This window comes from Ruegeria sp. H8, assembly GCF_056532905.1.
This window is the reverse complement of record NZ_JBQFNY010000009.1, coordinates 1-19,008: the sequence shown is the minus strand read 5'-3', so window position 1 is coordinate 19,008 and position 19,008 is coordinate 1. Positions and strand designations below refer to the sequence as shown.

Annotated in this window: 17 protein-coding genes, 1 tRNA gene and 1 pseudogene; 11 read left to right on the top strand and 8 right to left on the bottom strand. The window is 53.3% G+C overall.

All coding sequences use genetic code 11. The features are described from left to right. Positions 1 to 173 precede the first annotated feature (173 nt). From ACR0A2_RS17790 to ACR0A2_RS17770, 5 genes are all read right to left on the bottom strand, one after another. Positions 174 to 1,787, bottom strand: coding sequence for a mechanosensitive ion channel family protein (locus ACR0A2_RS17790; RefSeq protein WP_480836490.1), 1,614 nt, complete (start codon positions 1,785 to 1,787; stop codon positions 174 to 176). Further along, positions 1,784 to 2,656 carry a mechanosensitive ion channel family protein gene (locus ACR0A2_RS17785; RefSeq protein WP_480836488.1) on the bottom strand — a complete coding sequence of 291 codons (873 nt, stop codon included), beginning with the start codon at positions 2,654 to 2,656 and terminating at the stop codon, positions 1,784 to 1,786. Before ACR0A2_RS17785 ends, ACR0A2_RS17790 begins: the two co-directional genes overlap by 4 nt. A 9-nt stretch (positions 2,657 to 2,665) precedes the next feature. Continuing rightward, the gene (locus ACR0A2_RS17780) at positions 2,666 to 3,106 is read right to left on the bottom strand and encodes a hypothetical protein (RefSeq protein WP_480836486.1); all 441 of its coding nucleotides are present in this window, start codon (positions 3,104 to 3,106) and stop codon (positions 2,666 to 2,668) included. A gap of 325 nt (positions 3,107 to 3,431) precedes the next feature. Beyond that, positions 3,432 to 3,953: a hypothetical protein gene (locus tag ACR0A2_RS17775; protein WP_174831941.1), complete on the bottom strand. Its 522-nt coding sequence runs from the start codon at positions 3,951 to 3,953 to the stop codon at positions 3,432 to 3,434. Between the two features lie 950 nt (positions 3,954 to 4,903). After that, positions 4,904 to 5,911, bottom strand: coding sequence for a helix-turn-helix domain-containing protein (locus ACR0A2_RS17770; RefSeq protein ID WP_480836484.1), 1,008 nt, complete (start codon positions 5,909 to 5,911; stop codon positions 4,904 to 4,906). Between the two features lie 111 nt (positions 5,912 to 6,022). On the opposite strand from ACR0A2_RS17770, the gene ACR0A2_RS17765 reads away from it, so the two are divergent. The 4 genes from ACR0A2_RS17765 to ACR0A2_RS17750 all read left to right on the top strand — a co-directional run bounded on the left by ACR0A2_RS17765 (position 6,023) and on the right by ACR0A2_RS17750 (position 10,214). Beyond that, entirely contained in the window at positions 6,023 to 7,534 is a 1,512-nt protein-coding gene (locus ACR0A2_RS17765; RefSeq protein ID WP_480836482.1) for a DUF1214 domain-containing protein, read from the top strand. A gap of 34 nt (positions 7,535 to 7,568) precedes the next feature. Continuing rightward, the gene (locus ACR0A2_RS17760; RefSeq protein WP_480836480.1) at positions 7,569 to 9,062 is read left to right on the top strand and encodes a DUF1254 domain-containing protein; all 1,494 of its coding nucleotides are present in this window, start codon (positions 7,569 to 7,571) and stop codon (positions 9,060 to 9,062) included. Positions 9,063 to 9,433: 371 nt separating this feature from the next. Further along, the gene (locus ACR0A2_RS17755) at positions 9,434 to 9,742 is read left to right on the top strand and encodes a YjhX family toxin (RefSeq protein ID WP_480836478.1); all 309 of its coding nucleotides are present in this window, start codon (positions 9,434 to 9,436) and stop codon (positions 9,740 to 9,742) included. A gap of 7 nt (positions 9,743 to 9,749) precedes the next feature. Next, the gene (locus tag ACR0A2_RS17750; RefSeq protein ID WP_480836476.1) at positions 9,750 to 10,214 is read left to right on the top strand and encodes a GNAT family N-acetyltransferase; all 465 of its coding nucleotides are present in this window, start codon (positions 9,750 to 9,752) and stop codon (positions 10,212 to 10,214) included. Between the two features lie 182 nt (positions 10,215 to 10,396). Here the strand turns inward: ACR0A2_RS17750 and ACR0A2_RS17745 are convergent, their stop codons facing one another. Both ACR0A2_RS17745 and ACR0A2_RS17740 read right to left on the bottom strand, forming a co-directional pair. Next, a complete protein-coding gene (locus tag ACR0A2_RS17745) occupies positions 10,397 to 11,794 on the bottom strand; it encodes a metal-dependent hydrolase family protein (protein ID WP_480836474.1) in 1,398 nt (465 codons plus the stop codon). Positions 11,795 to 11,854: 60 nt separating this feature from the next. Beyond that, positions 11,855 to 12,148: a hypothetical protein gene (locus ACR0A2_RS17740; protein WP_480620988.1), complete on the bottom strand. Its 294-nt coding sequence runs from the start codon at positions 12,146 to 12,148 to the stop codon at positions 11,855 to 11,857. Between the two features lie 835 nt (positions 12,149 to 12,983). Between ACR0A2_RS17740 and ACR0A2_RS17735 the strand changes: the two genes are divergently transcribed. The 7 genes and pseudogenes from ACR0A2_RS17735 (at position 12,984) to ACR0A2_RS17705 (ending at position 18,743) form a co-directional block, all read left to right on the top strand. After that, positions 12,984 to 13,289, top strand: a complete 306-nt coding sequence (locus tag ACR0A2_RS17735) for a hypothetical protein (RefSeq protein WP_480836472.1) — start codon at positions 12,984 to 12,986, stop codon at positions 13,287 to 13,289. A gap of 66 nt (positions 13,290 to 13,355) precedes the next feature. Next, positions 13,356 to 13,817 carry a hypothetical protein gene (locus ACR0A2_RS17730; protein WP_480836470.1) on the top strand — a complete coding sequence of 154 codons (462 nt, stop codon included), beginning with the start codon at positions 13,356 to 13,358 and terminating at the stop codon, positions 13,815 to 13,817. A 180-nt stretch (positions 13,818 to 13,997) separates the two neighbouring features. Beyond that, positions 13,998 to 14,204, top strand: a complete 207-nt coding sequence (locus tag ACR0A2_RS17725) for a helix-turn-helix domain-containing protein (RefSeq protein ID WP_480836468.1) — start codon at positions 13,998 to 14,000, stop codon at positions 14,202 to 14,204. Positions 14,205 to 14,360: 156 nt separating this feature from the next. Then, on the top strand, positions 14,361 to 16,052 hold the full coding sequence (locus ACR0A2_RS17720) for a tyrosine-type recombinase/integrase (protein ID WP_480836466.1): 1,692 nt from the start codon (positions 14,361 to 14,363) through the stop codon (positions 16,050 to 16,052). Between the two features lie 443 nt (positions 16,053 to 16,495). After that, positions 16,496 to 17,095, top strand: a complete 600-nt coding sequence (locus ACR0A2_RS17715; protein WP_480836638.1) for a tyrosine-type recombinase/integrase — start codon at positions 16,496 to 16,498, stop codon at positions 17,093 to 17,095. Continuing rightward, a pseudogene (locus tag ACR0A2_RS17710) lies at positions 17,092 to 17,781 on the top strand (recombinase family protein); the annotation flags it as partial. The gene ACR0A2_RS17715 and the pseudogene ACR0A2_RS17710, both read left to right, overlap by 4 nt. Positions 17,782 to 17,903: 122 nt before the next feature. Further along, on the top strand, positions 17,904 to 18,743 hold the full coding sequence (locus ACR0A2_RS17705; RefSeq protein ID WP_480836464.1) for a recombinase zinc ribbon domain-containing protein: 840 nt from the start codon (positions 17,904 to 17,906) through the stop codon (positions 18,741 to 18,743). A gap of 71 nt (positions 18,744 to 18,814) precedes the next feature. Here ACR0A2_RS17705 and ACR0A2_RS17700 read toward each other — a convergent pair. After that, positions 18,815 to 18,891: transfer RNA gene (locus ACR0A2_RS17700), tRNA-Met, on the bottom strand. Positions 18,892 to 19,008: the final 117 nt, after the last annotated feature.

Here is a 19,008-nt window from a genome sequence, read left to right as displayed (position 1 = left end):
TCCCACTTCTGCCTTTCGCCTATGTAGTAGACCGCAAGCGGCACATTCCAGACGTTCAGAACCAGGCGGCAAATGGTAGGTGAGCGGACAAAGCGGACAGGATAAATTTATGGCGCTTTTCTTACGACACGAAGCTCAAAGGCCGAAACTGATAGAGAATTGCTGAATGCGGTTTATTCAACATGATGAGCAAGCTTTCCGTCCCATTCTTCTGTCGAAACCTTGGGCTCCGGCGGGTCTGCAATGTAAGACGGTGTCATTATCTGTGTTCCGTTTTCATTAAACACATCGACAATGTTTTCGCGCAAATCGGACAAAATCTTAGGTAGGCTCGATCCGCGCGAAGTGTATGCGTTGATCTCATAATTTATTGCATAGTCTGCTAGCTGCGTCCAAAGGACAAAAGGTTCGGGGCTCTTTCTCAGCCCTTGAGTTCGATGGGCTGCCTCTATCAGCATCGCTTTGATTTTCTTTGGCGGCTCCTCGTATCCAATCCCGACTGTTGTGTGGACCAATAGCCCTCGGCCATCCACTTTGCGCGAATAGTTTACGACCTCGGAGTTGAGCAGCTGCGCATTTGGAATGCTAATCATCTCGTTCATTATAGATTTAATCAGTGTTTCCATTAACTTGATCTCTGTTACGTCTCCGATCTTGTCGCCAACCTGAATGCGATCACCGACGTTGGTACTGCGTCTGTAGATGACAAACAGGCCGGCCATCATATTTGAAACAACAGTGTTTGAGCCAAGCGAAACCATGATACCCGCCAGAATTGTCAAACCCTGAAAGGCTCGGGAGTCGGAGCCGGGAATATAGGGGTAGGCAAATACAAGCGCGACCACGATGACTAACGCTCTGAACAACATATTGGTGGGAGCGATCCAATGCTCTTCAAAGTCTTTGAGTTCGAAAGCGCCATTCTCAAGGTTTTCAAAGAACAGGTCGAGCCCGCGAATTGCCAACCGTGTCACAGCTGCGATGATTGCGAGCATGATCAAGTTGGGAATATACCCAACAATTGCCAAAACGACAGTCACGAGCGGCTCGCTCACGTACTTCAAGAGGATCTGGGCTATGCCTTGCGTTTCAGCAAATGAGAGCAGCACCAAGGAAAGGTAGTAGTAAAAAACGAATAGAAAAAAGACCCACATCAAAATGTGGATTGAATAGACGATAAGCGACGCGATTGCCCTACTTCTCAAGATCGACTTCGTGGCTTCCTCAACGCCTTCAGCTCTCTTTTCTAAGTTATTTTTGATATAGTCCAATAGCTTTCGCCGCTTCGCAAAAAACGCATACGAAGCGAGTGCAAAGACTGCCGACCAAGCAAATGCAGCCATCGCACTATCTACTCTGCCCTCATTGGACCGGGCATCTCGGTATTGAAGAATTGCTGTCTCAATCGCTTCAGACTGAAGCCCAGCCAGGACTTCAATGGCCATTTGTTCGTGCTCAGCATCAGCTTGGGTGGTTATCGTAACCATCTGCCCGTCGACGCGTATCATTTTCCCAAATTCAGCGTCCGAAACCTGAACCTGAACCGAAGTCCTCGTCGAAGCATCGGCGACCTGAGCAATCCGTTCTTCGATCTTTCTCGCTCGTTCGGTAGCGGGCAACGCACTTGATCCGCGAACCAAAAACAACTCTTCGCCATCCACAATCACTGGCGCAATAAATTCGGGATCCTCTCTCCCTTCAGCCGGTGCGAGGATTTCTTCAGACTGAGCAAGCGCAACAGTACAGGCAAATAGAAGCGGCAGGAACCATAACGTTAGAGCCCTCATGATTTTGCTCCTTCTACGGGAATTATGTGCACATCGCGTTGCGGGAACGGTATAGATATTCCTTCTTCATCAAACCGTTCTTTGGCTTGGCCAGTAAGGTCCCAAAAGACAGTCCAATAGTCGTCGGATTTGGACCATGGACGGAAGAAGATGTTGACCGAGTTGTCTCCCAGCTCACCCACGAAGATTTCTGGTTCTGGTGTTTTCAGACAAAGTTGGTGACGCGCAACCAAGTCCTGGAGGACTTCAATGGCTTGGGCAGCGTTGTCCGAATAGGCGATACCAAAGACCAGATCGACCCGACGTTCTTCAGATGCGCTCACATTAGTTATTACGTCCCCCCAAATCTTGCTGTTCGGTACTATGATAATCTGATTGTCGAATGTTCTGATCTTGGTTGAAACCACCGACATCTCATCCACAAACCCAGATGAGCCGCCTACTTGGATATAGTCGCCAGTGTCGAATGGCTTGAGGACCATGATCATCAGACCACTTGCAAGGTTGCCTAACGTTTCCTGCAATGCAAAACCTAGGATGAACGACAAACCGCCGAGCACAGCAAAAAGCGGTGTAACGTTAACTCCGAACAAAGCTAAAACGACGAGTATGCCAAGGACGAAAACGGCCCAGTATACGGCGGTGGCAATGAAGCGTTTCAGCATTCTGGAGATAGTTGGAATTTTATTCAGACCCCGTTCTGTGACCCGGCGCACCATTCGGGCAATGAACATCATTGCCCAAACTGCCAATAAAACACCCAGACCGGCCATCAGCAGACCGACGCCCCCATCCCATGAAAACATCCACGCCCAAGCGTTTTGAAAAAGTGTTTGAAGATCGGTTGTTTTTAGGGCTCCGGTTTTCAACGCGAGAATTTAGTCAGAATGCGGTTCTAGATCTTCCGCCTTCGCGCCTTTCAGGGCCCATGCTTCGAGCACCAGACGATAATTGTTGAGAGTTTCTGATCCAGAGTCGTTCATGGAGGACAACTGAGACCGCAAGTTGTCTTCCCGAGTTCCGCTCGCCGACCGAAGTTGCAAGTTTACTTGCGCGACTTCTTCGAGCCGAGAGCGTACATAACTCTGCCAAGTACCAGCGACTTGGGAAAGCTCTTCCGCAGTTAGGGGAACAAGTAGGATCTCGAGATCGTCAGCCGCAATCATCTCGTCAACGACTGCATTTATTAGATCGTCATTCTCGACTTCTACCGCCTCTTGGTCCGCCTCAGTTTCTTGCGCGCAGGCTGAAAAAGCACTCAATAGTGCCGTGAACCAAAGGAATGACCAAATCGTCAACGTTCTCAGTGCTCGTCTCATCTATCTGTCCCCTACTTCTTTAACGGTCGAAGAGAGCACACACAGACACACTAAATCCAGACTTATGTTTATGCTTGAATGTTTGATTGCGACCAACAGATACTTTGTCTGGGTCTAACTCTAGATCTGATCACTCACCCGGATCAGCCGGAGTTCCGTGCTCTGCAGAAATCGCGCTCGCCAGTTTAAGTAGGTTAGACGAAAGCTTGAAGCCTAAGGCCAATAGGCAAACACAAACAAAAGAAGGACCCCGCAAGCAGCGGGGTCACGTCACGGTTCGAAATCACGATAACTCAACTAACTCGCGTTCGAGTAAGAGGCGATGTCAGCTAGCAAGTGCAAGATTGCACTTTCGGCCTTCTTCCATTGCCTTCTTTGTACCGGTCAGATCCACAACAAAATTTGCGGATTTCTTTGGAAACGCAATCAAGGTCTGTCCTTCAGCTACGGCAGTCGCCATATTTGCGTCCTTTACAACAATATAACCACCTGAGTAGTCGTCCGCTAGCTTCTTGCTTTTAATACCTTTTGCACGACCTTCATAAACGAAGTCGTCAATTGCTATCTCGATTTTCTGGCGATTTTTGATGTCGATGTCAGCTTGCGTGAATACTCCCAAATAACCGTGTTTTTGGTTTTTGGTGAGACCCATTTGCATTACGTTTCCGCTCTCGAAGACCTTTTCAATAAGGCATGTACCAGAGTCGTTGTCAGCATATACAGTCCAGCCTTCAACCTCACCGTAGATCTCGAAGTTATCACTACTTGCCGGTATCGGATCTTTGGCAGCGGCAACAGTTGCATAAGCGGATATTGCCACGGCGGCAAATATGGCAGCGTATTTCATGTATTCCTCCCTAAAAGATTATGCATCGCGAAGCTTCTCGCGGTGCAACAAATCCAAATATCGCGATGTGAATCCATTTCAACGTTTACAAGTGTTTTCCGTCAAAATTCCTGCAAAACGCGCTATGGATCTTTGTCTGATCCCACCCTCTTTTTGTGGCATAGATGCTGGTTAGTGAATGCCTATCGCCTGAAGACCTCGATAGCTTTTCATCCAAACAATAAAGCTCTTCTAGTTATTCTGATCCAAACTCGTGATCTTTTCGTAGGCATCATACCCCTAACTGCTACCCACGGTCGTATTCCATCCCTCTACGGCCGTGGGTTATTAATAAGGTCCATGATGCGTTTTAGGGAAGCCTTAGTGCAGCGCTGAAAACAGAACTAAAAAAGCTCGCCTAACGTACTTTCGAAAGTTCTTTTATCTTTGCGGTTTTTTTGTGCGACCGTTTTGGAATAGCTCCACAACCGGACCAATCAAAATAAGCAACTAAAAGACTTAAGAAAGTGCTCGGGAAACTTGCCACCAAAACGTACCACCTCGAGGGGTGGTCGTTTTGCTCGCTCCGATTTGGAAAACAGTTGGCACTATCAAGTACGCAAATTGGATACATAAAAAAATCAAGCATCAATATATCGAGATATTTCCCGTAGTGAGTGCGGGCATCGTTTTGATTACCTAGCACTTTCCTACAGCCCTGCGTTGATCCCATCCCAGGGCAATCAACGTAGGGCATTTACTTTCATTATCTTCTGAAAGTAACTCTTCAGTAACGATTTCGTTGTTCCAATGCAGGGTTTACGTTAGCCCTGAAAAAGTTTCGAAAAACGGTCAGTTTAGGGAAGCTACCCGTCTTATTTGCGCACTGATTAGCCGTTCGCTGCGGTCTGTTACTGAGACCGCTTTGCGGACAAAGCAGGCATTCGAAGACTGGTTTCGCGACCCACAAATCAACTATGGTCGGAGTTCATCTTGCGATAGTCAGAGGGCGCCAATCCCGTCAACTTCCTAAATGCGCGGCTGAAATTGTTTGCGGTTTCATATCCTAGCATGGAGGAGATACTGGAGACTGTCTCGCGCGTATCTGTGAGGAGTTCCTCAGCCCTTGCTACCCTGACATCGTTGACGATTTCGCGAAAACGAACCCCTTCGCTTGCTAACTTCCGTTGTAGTGTGCGAACGCCAAGATCGAGCGAACGCGCGGTGGCATCAATCGACATTTCCTCCCGATGAAGTTGTTGCCAAACCACTTCCTCGACTTGTCCTCTAAGTGTTTGAGGTGGGCCGCCCAATCGTTCGCGAGAAATATCTCCGACAGTTGTCGAGCCGCCGGTGAGTTTTTTGGGCGTAGCTTCGGAGCTCAAAGCCGAAGCTTCAAACTCAACCCCAAGGCGGGTGGCGTTCCAGATTACAGGACAAGCGTAAGTGTCTTCTGCCTCGACAAACCCAGGAACTTTCGGGAAGTCCAAGAGCACGGCCGATGGCTTCCAGTCGTTTCCTAAATACGCGCGGAATATGCTCAGAAAAACCCCAACGGCCGAGAAACCGATGTCCGAATACGCGAAATGCGAGCGAAGTCCAAAACGATAACAGTAGCGCGCGCTTGTGCCCGAAGTTTCAAGCCACGCGCGATCCGTGGACGAATGAAATGGCATGACGGCAGAAGCTCGTAATAGCGCTGCCCCCAGCGTTGGAGCAGAAAGAACGTAACTCCCCCAGGCGCCGTAGTCAGCGACAGTGAGATAAGGTGACCACAACAATCCGATGTTTTGTTGTCCCGAAGATCGTGCGGCTTCGTGCACAAAGGTCGCCAAGGCATGCTCCGAGATGTAACCGCCTCTTTCCTCAATGAAGTGAACAGGAAGATCGGCAGAGTCAAAAGCACGCAACAGGCGTCTCTCCCCAGCGGCCTCAAGCACAAACTGGGGCATCGCGCCCAAGGCCTTGGCCGAAATCATCGGTGGTAGGTTCAATCCGTCAACCCGCTTGTTCGCCCGCGTGTCGTGAAATGATACGCATCGGCTGAACGGATGTGCAAGCTTTCCCTAAACAGCAGGGAGCATTGCAATATGAAAACTCTTCGGCCACTACACGGCGGTTTTTCGATGCATTTTTTGGGAATGGTGCTCGGCGCAGGTATTTCTGCTTCACCAGTTTTCTCACAGTCCTTCAACGACACGGGCGAAATCCTTGCACGATCAGCCGAGGTCGAGGACATCGAGTACAAGATTATGGTGCAGCGTGCCACCCAGACGGCCATCTGGGGAATGCCTGCCGCCGGTATGATCGATTTCCTCAAGGGCATTCGTCGCGACCTCGGTGGCGACTACAATGACATCATTTATCTCAACAAGCCGTTCGACTCCAAACATGGGTTTCTTACGGCCAACGATGTTACGGCCTATGCTTGGGCTTCAATGACCTCGGAACCCGGTCCCCTTGTCATTGAAGTGCCCGCTGCCACCGACAAGGTGAACTACTTCGGTACAATCGTAAATGCCTGGGATGTTCCGATTGTGGACGTTGGTCCCGATGGTTTCGATGAAGGCGCCGGCGGCAAGTACCTCATGCTACCCCCAGGCTACGAACGGGATATGTCCCTGGAGGAATTAACTGAGGCGGGATACCTTCCCTTTGAAACAGATACCTACGAATATGGTTTTTCGTTCCGGCCAAAACTGACGAATGGCGGAACGGACGCCGATGCGGCCGACTACGCTCAGACGATCAAAGTGTACTACCTGTCTGAGGCCGACAATCCGCCACCCAACAACTATCTCGAAGCGTCAGAAGTGCCGTACGACTCGCTTCCATACTACAACGAGACATTCTTTCAGGACTTGAACGATTACGTTCAAAACAACCCTGTCAGACCACAAGACAAGGTCATGATAAATTTCCTGAAGGATCTCGGGATCGAAAAGGGAAAACCTTTCGAGCCATCGGAAATTCAGATGCAAGCTATGAATGAGGGTTTGTTGTTGGCGTATGCCTCAATGCAGAACTACTTTGTAACGCCCGGCAAAGCCATGATCCCGCTCTGGGTCGACGATAGTGGCGAGATGAAGAGCCAGTGGCTGATATGGGACTTTGCCGAAGGTCAACCCGAGGCAGGATTCCCGTATGAGACTGAGACAGAGGTACTTGTGGATGCGCGTGCGGGCGGCAGCTACTTCTGGATCACGTACCTGCCGAAACAACTCGGTGGCGGTACATTTTATCTGACGGGCCTTCGCGACAGCGACGGTGAAATGTACGACCACAATCAGACTTACAGACTGAACGTCCCAGCGGACACACCTGCCGACGATTTCTGGTCCGTGATTGTTTATTCGATGGAGACCAAGAGCTTCATCCGGAACGTTGATCCAGTGGGTCTGTCCGAGCGCGACACAGACTCTATGCAAGCCAATGAAGACGGTTCTTACGACATCTTTTTTGGACCAGAGGCACCGGAAGGCATGGAAAGCAACTGGATACCAACCACAGAACCGTACTTCCTTTTGTTCCGTCTATATGGGCCGCAAGACGGATGGCTGGAGAGTGGCTGGATGCTGGGCGATCTAGAAAAAGTAAACTGATCAAAACAAACAGAAATTCCCAATGGAGCGAACAATGAAAACAAAGTCGATAGCTGTGCTGACTGCCCTGATACTCGCATCGCATTCTTCAGCCCAAGAGTACAAGGCCGAAGTGCCGGATAGCATAATCATACCGGATCAGGTGGAGACACGATTTGGAACGTTGGAGTATTTTGACGGCTTGCCGACGCCGGATACAGCTAAGCTGTCGTATAACGCACTAAACTTCATGCGTGGTATGCAGGTATTCATGGATGGAATGCCTGCAGCCTCAACATATGCAATGTGTCACGGGCTCGAAGAGGGCGCTGGCGTTGATCCGATGAAGATCGGGATCTTTGAAGACCTATACAACGCCCGTTCGCTTCTTCTCACGCCGAACACCACGACAATCTATATTCTCAACTGTACGGACCTGTCCGAAGGGCCAGTGGTCTACGACGTGCCGCCGGGCATGCTGGGGTTTGTGAACGATGCCTATATGCGTTATGTCACTGACATCGGGAACGCTGGGCCGGACGCTGGCGAGGGTGGGAAGTTCTTGATCGTTCCGCCCGACTATGAAGGCGAGTTGCCGGACGACGGTTACTATATTGTCGAGCCGCCAAGCTATCGGAACTGGTTTCTGTTGCGTGCGTTTTATGGGGAAGACGGCGTTGGAGCCGCCGTGGATCGTGTGAAGGAAACTCTTCGTGTTTACCGGTGGGAAGACCGCGACGCGCCGCCCGATCAGGAATTTGTGAACCTGACTGATCTTCAGTTCAACACGATACACGCCAATGACTTTTCCTTCTTTGAAGAGATGAAGGCCGTTGTTGACAGCGAAGCGGAAGGAGCACTTCCCGACGAATTGATGGGAGCAATGTTCTCGCTGGGTATCCGGAAAGGTGAACCATTTGAACCCGATGACGAGCTGAGGCTGCTGCTCACAGAAGCAGTCGCATTAGGCACGGCGGCGGCTAAGTCGTTGAACTTTGCTCCTCGTTCGCGTGCGCCCTTCTACTATGACGAAGGGTATTGGAAGACAGCTTTCGTGGGCGGCAATCATGAGTTCCAGGCGGGGGACGTGAAGATCCTCGATGCGCGGACCCTGTTCCACTACTACGCGACTGGCATTACACCTGCCATGGTTGCACAAAAGGTTGGTGTCGGGTCGCAATATGCGCTGGCAAACCGGGACAGTGACGGGAACTACTTCGACGGGAGCAACACCTATTCCGTCACCATTCCGGCAAATCCGCCCGCGCAGGACTACTGGTCTTTCGTCGTCTACGACACCCAGACCCGTTCACTGCTCGAAACTGATCAGAAACTCGCAGGGGTCGACAGCAACCAACCGACATTGGAAGCGAATGAAGACGGAAGTTACACTGTCTGGTTCGCGCCTGAAGCGCCAGAAGGCAAAGAAGGCAACTGGATACAGACGATGCCGGGCAAATCGTGGTCGACCGTATTGCGTTTGTATGGCCCTCTCGAGCCTTGGTTTGACGGATCGTGGAGACCGGGCGGGATCGAACTTATGGAGTGATAGACTGTCAATTTAGTGCCCGATCAGTTCGCTATCGAGAACGAGATGTCGTGCCATGTGAGTGCGCATCCCGAACAACGCGAAAACAACCAAGGGAGGGCGGCAACTACCTCGTGGTGCCGCCCTTCCAATTGTCTGCTATGGGTTCGATTCTGACGTTCGCCTGAATATCGCGAGCGACCGCTATGCGGACATTGCTGCCTTTCACTTTGGTTTTCCGAATGTCCGCTTGCAAAATGATACTTGTCGTACTAGCTCATTTTCACGTGCTGCACGAAAGCAGGGCGATGGAGAATTTATGTCTACGATTGCGGCCTGCCGCTAAGGTCCACCTGATTGGACCAACTTGAACCAGAAGACTTCCGCGCGAGATGCCGGAAGCCTTTTCGGCTGACATAAACACAAGAGACAATCCTTTGAATATCTCAAAACACGAACAGCGTGTTTTGCACGTTCTTGCGCAAGGTGGAGCCATCCATTTTGAGCGTACGGCGAACGGCAAAGTGCGCGAAGTTTCATGCTTCACCCGCGACGGCCACGTATTGGCTGATTGCTCGCTGAAGCTCTTTGACCGCCTGAAGAAACGGCGGTTCATCAAATCTGAAAACGGACGACCCTACCGCGCCACATGGCTCGGCATTCGCTCCGTGAACCCTCAATACGACAACCGATCAGGATAAACAAAAAATGACAAACCCAATCATTAGAGCGACTTCAACCGACGACATTGCAGGACTTCAGGCAGTGCTGGATGGGACCGAGCTTTTCCCGAGCGAAATGCTCCCAGACATGCTGGCCCCATCATTGGCAGGCGAAACAGAAGCCTTTTGGCTGACCTGCCATTGCGACGGAGAAGCTGTGGGCCTGTGCTACACAGTGCCCGAGGAACTCGCCGATGGGACGTGGAACATGCTCGCCCTCGCGGTGCGCCCTGATTTGCAAGGCAAACGGCTGGGGGCGGCACTGGTACATGCAGCCGAGCAGCACCTAAAGTACAAGGGGCAACGCATCTTGATTGTAGACACGTCCGGCACGGACGACTTTGCATTGACGCGCAAGTTCTACGCTCAGAATGGCTATGAAGAAGAAGCACGTATCCGCGACTTTTGGGCCGATGGCGACGACAAGGTGATCTTCCGCAAAGCGCTTTAAACGGCAAAGCCCTCCGCCATTGTTGTGGCGGGGGGCACTTCGTAGCCGACATTCGCTAAGATGCAACAACTCGGTAAGATTGGGCTCACTGCAGTCATTCTCTGAGGTGAGACAGAACAGGTCCTTTGAGCCCGAAGCAGTCGTTACAATACTAGCTTTGAGAAAAAGACTTTATCTCGAATTCAGTCCAACGTGTTTTTATAGACTTTACCGTCTTTCATGATCAGATCGAAATTCTCATGGGGGTCTGCGATCAGGTCGATATCTTGTAGCGGATTGCCGTCCACAAGAATCAAGTCGGCATAAGCTCCCTTTGCGATTACACCCAAAACACCTTGTTGATAGGGGTGGCGCGGGCCTGAGAGATTGAGCAGTTCGGCATTGGTCGAGGTCGCCATTTTCAACACCTCGTATGGCGTGTACCAACGCCGCAATTTGGCAAGGAACGCGCCTTGACGTTCGGCCAGTTTGGGATCGAACAGGATGTCGGTTCCGAAAGCAACTTTCACACCAACTTCTTTCGCCGTTTTATAGGTGAAATCTGTCCCGTTGGTGACGTCAATCCATTTCTGCTGGCTGACAGGGTCGTCGAAAGAAAAGCCATCCTCGTCGTCCAGCAAGGGCTGCACTGACAACCAAACTTCATTGTCACGCATCAGTTCCATCGTTTCGCGGCTCATCAGGAAACCATGCTCGATGGACTTAACGCCAGCGGCAACGGCAATTTCCACGGCCTCGTCCGTGAAGACATGAGATGCAACATAGGTGTTGTAGGTGTTGGCCACCTCTACGAAAGCCTCGATTTCGGCCTTGGTGTATTGGCGTACATCCAGAGGATCATAAGTGGATGACACCCCGCCACCGGTGGAAATCTTAAGCTGGCTTGCGCCCATACGCATGATCTCACGCGCCCGTTTGAGCACTTCCGGAACACCATCAGCCTGCGCCATCAAACCAACGCTGTACCAGTACCATTGCGAATCTGCGCTGTTCGTTGGCACAGCTTGGTATGGGCGGTAGTCGAAGTGGCCGCCGGTTTGTGTCACGGGCGGGCCTGATGGCAGGATGCGGGGGCCATTGATCTCGCCTGCGTCAATCATCCGTTTTATGGCAAATGAATTGCCACCAACGTCGCGCACCGTTGTAAAGCCACGCATTAATGTGCCTTCGGACCCGATGGCACCCCGCACCGCGACCTCAAGAATATCGCCTGTCACCACCACGCTCTGCGGATTGCAGCAGTAAAGCGTGTGCCAGTGTACGTCGATCAGGCCCGGCATCAACGTGCGCCCGCCGCCGTTGATGACGATACCATTGGCGACGGCGAGGGGTTCTGAGGACACTTCTGTGATCAAATTGTCGGTTACAACGACATTGGCATTTGTAATCATTTCCTCATTCACACCATCAAACACGTTGACGTTTGTAAACAGTATCGGCCCCCCATCCTGGGAAAGTGCTTGCGAGTTGGCTATTGTGAGAACAATCGACGAAACCGCCGCAAGTTTAGGAAAATCCATTTTCAGTTCCTCAGGAAATTCTGTCGGAGAAACCATCCCAGCGGAAACGCGCTTTTTCAAGGATAACCTCACTATTCTGTAAGGTAGGCTTGTCCGGATAACGCTGTCCACGGCTCCAAATCACTGCATCTTTGATTTAAAGTCCGCTTCCTGAGCATTGACGCCGCCGCTGAGACCCGGTGCAGCACAAACAGCGAAGGTCTGCTTGGTGGCCAATCGAACTTCACAACTTTTCAAGGGTTTTGTTGTTACCGAGTAGTTGGCGGCCAAAACCACCGTTATTGGTCTTTCTACTAAACCTAGCATTCGACCAACGGCGGAGAAAGCAGGCTTGGCGGACGACCGATCCACTCCCGTGAGTTCTGAGCCATTTGCCTCGACGCCGATCGGTTGAAAAAAACGACACTCAATCATTCAGTAGGAACGCAAGTTGCATCAGCACTTTGCCGACGGTGTTGGACTATTTGTTGGATAGGACGTGAGCGACTCTTGTGCTTCTGTCTTATTTTATCGGACTTATTCCGACATTTTGCCAGGCAATATCCGGCGCCCGCTCCTTCCCCCCGTCATGTGGGAGAAGGCACTTCGCTTTCAGGTTCGAATCCGCGCGATGCCTTTTGTCGGAGGCCAGCCGCTTCCCCGCAGGCTTCTCACCTGCCCCGCTCTGACCGCGCACGGTCTCGGCGGTCCCCGGTCCGACTAGTGCCTGAAGACGTCCGTCGACCGGTGGGTTCCGTAGTCGCGTTTCTGCACCGGGCCAGAAGGAGCCGCGTCGGTGCGGGATGGGGTAGTCCCCGAACCATAGTTCACAATTGGAGGCCGGTCGTGAACGTACCGTGGTCACCACTTTTTTTTGATCGTTTGCGAGGGAAAGCAGCAAGAATAAACCGGGCGCAACGGAGACGGGGAAATCCATCCCGACCCGGAACATCCGATTTTGCGCTCTTGCTGACTAAGTGTATTGATCTGCTTTTTTTGGGGGATCTTTGTGTTTCACGCGGCCGTAAGTTGTACTAACCTTAGCTGACCCGAAGCACCGCAGCCCACCAATAGCGCAGGCGGTTCGGGTCAGCGGCTCGACACAGAACCTAACCAAATTGTTCTCTTCCTGTTCTTTTATTTTTGTGTAACCTTTGAAGGGGTAGCCTCGTCTCAAACAGCGCGCTTTCTCAGCGAACAATACTGCCTTGATGCACATCAGCTTTTGGACGTGCGACCAGACTATAGAGTGAGCCGAACGGAGAAAAACATGAGCGCTAACACGGAGAGCGGTCCGAAGGGCAATCATGACGTCGTAGATATTGAAGGTGACTATTCGGTCTACCCGCACATGGATGGGATCAAATGCTCGATGTCATGGAAGCTCGGCAGTTACGGCGAACGCGTCGCTCTTTCTGAGGACATGATCAAGAGCTTGGCTGAACGGTTTGACCTGCCAACTAATCTCGTAGGCGAACTCTCTGTGCTTCTTGGGAATTGCCTCAACAACGATGAAGACATCGCAATCAACCTGACCGAGGTCCGTCGTTCGCAAGCAATTGAACGAGGTCAATAGCACCTCAAGCAACTTTTTCGGAAAGCCAAACAGAGTTCCATTAGTCCCCAAGAACTCCGGAGCACATTGGGCTCGCTTTCGACTTATTTCGCGTCGACGCCAGAAGACGCAGACCTTCTTCCCCAAGTCCTCAACAAGCTTGAGACCGCTACGACACTTAGCCAAGACATCGTAGATGACATTCGACGCATCTATGCGACGCCAGGCGCGGTTGCAGAGATGTCGCCCCGAGACAAACGGTTCTCACGCGACAAACGCCGTCAGTACATCGTCGAGAGCAGCTGCTATATCTGGAAAGATGCCGGTCGCCCATTGACCTATACGACATACTCAGACGGTCGCCCGGGAGGACAGCGGCAAGGTCAGCTCGTCAACTTTATCCAGGCTGTCGTGAAGATGATCACCGAGCCGGGGCAAATCCTGAGCGGTGAGACGATCCGCGTGGACATTGACGGTTTTCGCGACAAGCTTGAACGCGAAGAGCAAGAGCGTTGGGCGCCGCCGGAATTGGGCAATCAATACACTTAGAATGAGCAAGCCCGCGTTGTCATGGTCATGGCATGACACGCGTTCCTGCCATATCCCCTTCTGACGACCACGCGCACAAGCAGGTTGAGACAGCGATTGACCAGGTGGTCCGATTGCTGGCTGCCCAGGCAGTACGGGAACTGGGTCGGAACGCCTCTGACCAAAAGGAGGCGCATCAGGATGCCACAGATCACTTCCAAGAAGAACCGACCCCGCCAGCTTCTGACGGTGAAAGACGTCGCTGAACTGGACAATTGTTCCGAGAAGACGGTGCGCCGTGCGATTGCGTCAGGCCTGCTTGAGGTTATTCGAGTCGGCCCCGGCGGACGCCTCATCCGCATTGGTCCAGCAGCACATGCCGCCTACCGGCATGCACAGTGCTGGTAGGTAATCGCGACCATTAATGTCAATAACTTATGGTATTTTCGGAAAGAGGGCCCGCCCGTAAGTTTCTGACTTTCTGTGCTACGCTTTTCCCGAATCGGACCCCCTGTCCACACCCGTCCGCCCGAGACTTGACATGTCCAAAGGAACGTAAACCCGATGACTAGCCAGAGCCCCGTTCCAATGACATTGGCCTTCGTCAAAGCCGGCACACCGATGTTCGCCGAGCTCATCGAACAGCTGCGCTCCGATAGCTCTCTGTCGGACGGACGCCGCCGCGACATGATCTCCGGTCTGCGCCGCGTGGCCAAAGCCCTTGGGCTGCCGCCAGAGGATGTGCCCTGCGACAGTCGCTGGTTGCAGCCCCGTCTTTCCAAAGTCACACCGGCAGCACTCGGTCTTACACCGAAGAGTTGGCAAAACGCGGTGAGTGATGCGCGTGCCGCCCTCGCGCATTTCGGGCTGGTGGAACGGCGCTTCAACCGGATCGATGATCTGTCCCCCGATTGGCAAGCGCTCTGGGCGACTGTACTGGCGTCCGGCGACAAGTCATTGCAACCCGCGCTCTGCCGCTTCGTGCACTTTCTAAACCGGCAGGGCGTCAAACCTGCCACTGTGTGTGAAGAGCATGCTCAAGCCTATCGAGTAGCCCTTGAGCATAACGAGATCAGCAAATCTCCTGATGTTGCACATCGTGCCGCTGTCAACGGCTGGAACCTGGCGGCTCGACGTATTTCACAATGGCCCAAGGCCATCCTGCCTCTGGAATCGCGTCGGAAGGTCATTACTTTTCCGGTGACCGAGTTTCCAGCGCCATTCCAAAGTGCTATTGCAAAGCTGATGCATCGTCTGTCCAATCCGGACCCCTTGGCAGATGACGGCCAGATCAGAGCACTCCGATCCGCGACCCTGTCCCGATACAAAAGACAATTGGTTCGGTTTGCCTCTGAACTGGTTCACTCTGGTATCCCGGTCGCGGAGATTGGCGGATTGGACGTCCTGATTAATCCGGTGATGGCTGAACAGGGTTTGCGCCAGATGTTATCGCGCACCAACTACCAGACCCCAAAGATGATCAGCGAGATCGCCGCGCTGCTCCGCAACCTGGCCCGGATACTTAATGCACCCGATGACGCTCGCGATGCACTGGCCGGTCTTGCCACGCGCCTAGCGGTCAAACCTCAGAATGGCATGACCCAAAAGAACCGAAGCAGACTTCGATTGTTGCAAGAGGATCGGCATCAACAGCGCCTGCTGCTCCTGCCTGAACGGATTTTCGCGCGACCACGCGGCACGTCCAAACCGTATGGCTGGGCTCTGGAGCGCGAAGATGCACTCGCCATCTTGCTGGTCTGCTCGGTTCGCGTGAAGAACCTGGCTGGCATCCACCTGGAACGCCACCTGCACCGTCCTGGTGATGGCCGAGCCTACCTGGTTCTGGAAGACGGCGAGACCAAAAATGAGCGACCTGTCGAGTTCGAGATCCCGCGTGATGTATTGCGCATGATCGACGTGCATCTCAAATCTCGCTGTCCGGAACTCTGCCCCGCGGGAACGCCTTGGCTGTTTCCCCGCAGGGATGGTCAGCATTCGGTTGATCCCGGCGTTCTGTCTGCGCGCATCTCCAAACGGATCCGGAAAGAAACGGGTTTGGAGATGAATGCCCACCTGTTTCGGCATTTTGCGGTGATGAACTGGCTCGACGCCAATCCCGGCGGCTATGAGGTCGCGCGCCGGTTGCTCGGACATTCGGAGGTCAGCCACACGATCAACATGTATTCCGGTCTTGAGGCACGTTCGGCAACACGAGCCTTTGCTGACCTGATAGAAGCTAAGAAAGGGCGTCGCTGATGAGCCTTGTTCTGCCTCTGTCTGATTGGCCCGTGCAAGACCGGGAGATGTGGCTCAACCTTCAGATAGAAGTTGGCCCACTCGACGATTGCGGCGCGCTGTCACATCTACGCGCGACCTCGTTGAAGACGTTAGAACTGCGCTATGCCCGATGGCTGCAATGGCTGATTAACAGCGATGCGGAGGCGATCACACCGCCTCCGGCTCGGCGCGGGACCCTGCCGCGCCTTTCCGCTTGGCTTAGGGACCTCTCACACACCCGGCCGATGACCCGGTTGATGTAAATTGACGGCGCGTTGCGTATCCTCTCAGCGGCTGACCCGACACAGGACTGGTCCGCTCAGCGGAGATTGAAAGCGGGATTGAAGCGCGCCGCAGGTCGGGGTGATAGGGATCGCAAACTTGGGCGTGTGTTGTCCAGCGAGGTTCTATTCAAGTCGGGAATGTCTGTGGCGACGGGTCATGCAGAAGCGGAGCCAACACCGCTGCGCCGTATGATGTGCCTGCGGGATGGCACTATGATTGCCATGCTGGCTTTGATGCCAATGCGGCGACGCGCCTTTGCGGGCCTTCGGATTGGCATATCCTTGCATGTAACAACAGACACCATGACCGTCGCGCTCCCGGGGGATCTGACCAAATCAGGGCAGCCTTGGGAGGCTGATGTTCCTCAGAGCGTTGAGCCGCTCTTGCGTCGTTATGTCAACGTAGCCCGTCCCTTTTTTATGGAGCCTGGTCAACAGCAGCACGATGTTCTGTGGGTTGGCAGAACAGGGGCACCGTTGAAGATAGATACATTGAGCCCGCGGATCGCGGAGCAAACTCTGAAGCTGACTGGTCGCCGTATTCCACCGCATTTCTTTCGGGATGCTGCCGCAACAACCTTGGCTCGTTCATCACCTGAACATGCCAAGCTGATCCGACCAATTCTTGCTCATACAAGCTTCGGAACCGCCGAGCGCCACTACATCCACGCCCAGACAATTGAAGCGGGCGGCGACTACGCGGCTTTGATCAACCAGAAGAGAAAGGTCAGGCGATGACCCGAGTTGCAATCTATGCCCGCTTCTCCAGCCAAATGCAGAGAGACGCATCAATCGACGACCAGATGCGTGTGTGCCGGGAACGTGCAGAGCGGGAAGGTTGGACTGTTGTTGACGCCTATTCTGACCGTGCTGTTTCCGGCGCCTCCATGTTGCGCCCCGGTCTGCAAGCCTTGTTCCATGCAACTCAGGAAGGACGGGTTGATCTGATTTTGGCGGAAGCGCTGGACCGTTTGAGCCGGGACCAGGCCGATATCGCCGCGATCTTCAAACGGCTGAACTTTGCAGGTGTTGGCATCGTGACACTGGCCGAAGGCGAGATCAGCGAATTGCATGTAGGTATCAAGTGCACCATGAACCAACTGTTCCTCAAAGATCTCGCCGACAAAACCCGGCGTGGTCTGCGCGGGCGGGTCGAGCTTGGGCGTTCCGGCGGCGGCAATAGCTACGGCTATGACGTCGTCCGGCGTCTTGGGCTCGACGGCCAACCCGTCACGGGAGAACGAATGATCAACGCAGCGGAAGCTGAGATTATCCGGCGGGTATTACATGACTTCACCGAAGGGCACTCCCCGAAAGCCATTGCGCGCCGCCTTAACACGGAGGGTGTCCCGGGTCCCCGCGGCAAGTTGTGGCGTGACACCGCCATCCGGGGGCACCGAATGCGTGGAACGGGTCTGCTCAACAATGAGCTTTACATTGGTCGCCTGGTCTGGAACCGGCTGCGCTATATCAAGGACCCCGAGACCGGCAAACGCGTTTCCCGTCTCAACGATCCTCCAAATGGATCATCACGGAGGTCCCCGAGTTGCGGATCGTCGGAGATGAGCTGTGGGAGGCGGTCAAAAAGCGGCAAGGTGAGATCGAGGCCGAACCCCGTATCAAAGCCATCAAAGAAACCAAGTTTTGGGAGAAGCGTCGCAAGAAGCACCTTCTGACAGGTCTTGCATTCTGCGGCACCTGCGGAGGACCACTCGCAACAGTCGGACGCGACTACCTTGCCTGCTCTGCCGCTCGCAAACTCGACACTTGCGCGCACAAGCAATCCATCCGCCGCAGTGTTCTGGAAGACGCTGTTCTGGATTTGCTTCGTCAGCGTCTGATGCAGCCCGACGCAGTGGCCGCTTTTATCAAGTCCTTCAGCGAAGCCGCAAACTCAGAAGCCAGCACAGCGGAGGCAGCGCGGACCCGTCTACAATCCGAGCGGGACCAAGCTGCACGCAAACTGAATGGGTTTAATGATGCAATCGCAGAGGGCATTCGTACGCCCGGGCTTCAAGCCACGCTCGAAGAGCTCGAAGCGCAGATCGCCGATCTGGATGCAAAGCTGTCTGAGCCCGCGCCCTCGCCGGTGCGACTGCACCCAAATCTGTCTGAACTCTATCGCTCCAAGGTCACTGATCTGGCGCAGGCTCTATCGGATCCGTCGATCCGCACCGGGGCCTTGGAGATTATCCGGGGCTTGATCGAACGTGTCACGGTCGAGCACACCAACGACGGCATTCAGATCGAACTGGAAGGGGCACTTTCAGCGATGATTGCTCTGGCCCAGACCGAACAAAGCCGCCCAGGGGCGGCTTGTTCGACACTGTGTTCGACCGTGATGGTTGCGGGAGTAGGATTTGAACCTCTGACCTTCAGGTTATGAGCCTGACGAGGTTTGATCGTTAAGCAAACAGTCCAGTTGACTGTTTGTATATCGAACGGGCTGCTGGAAGTTGGTTGCGGGGAGAGGATTTGAACCTCTGACCTTCAGGTTATGAGCCTGACGAGCTACCGGACTGCTCCACCCCGCGCCAGTGTCAGTTATTGTGTCATCGTGTTAGAGAGATGTGGGCTTTTACTAGGTTTGGCGGTGACCTACTCTCCCGGGGCTTAAGCCCAAGTACCATTGGCGCGGCAGTGCTTAACTT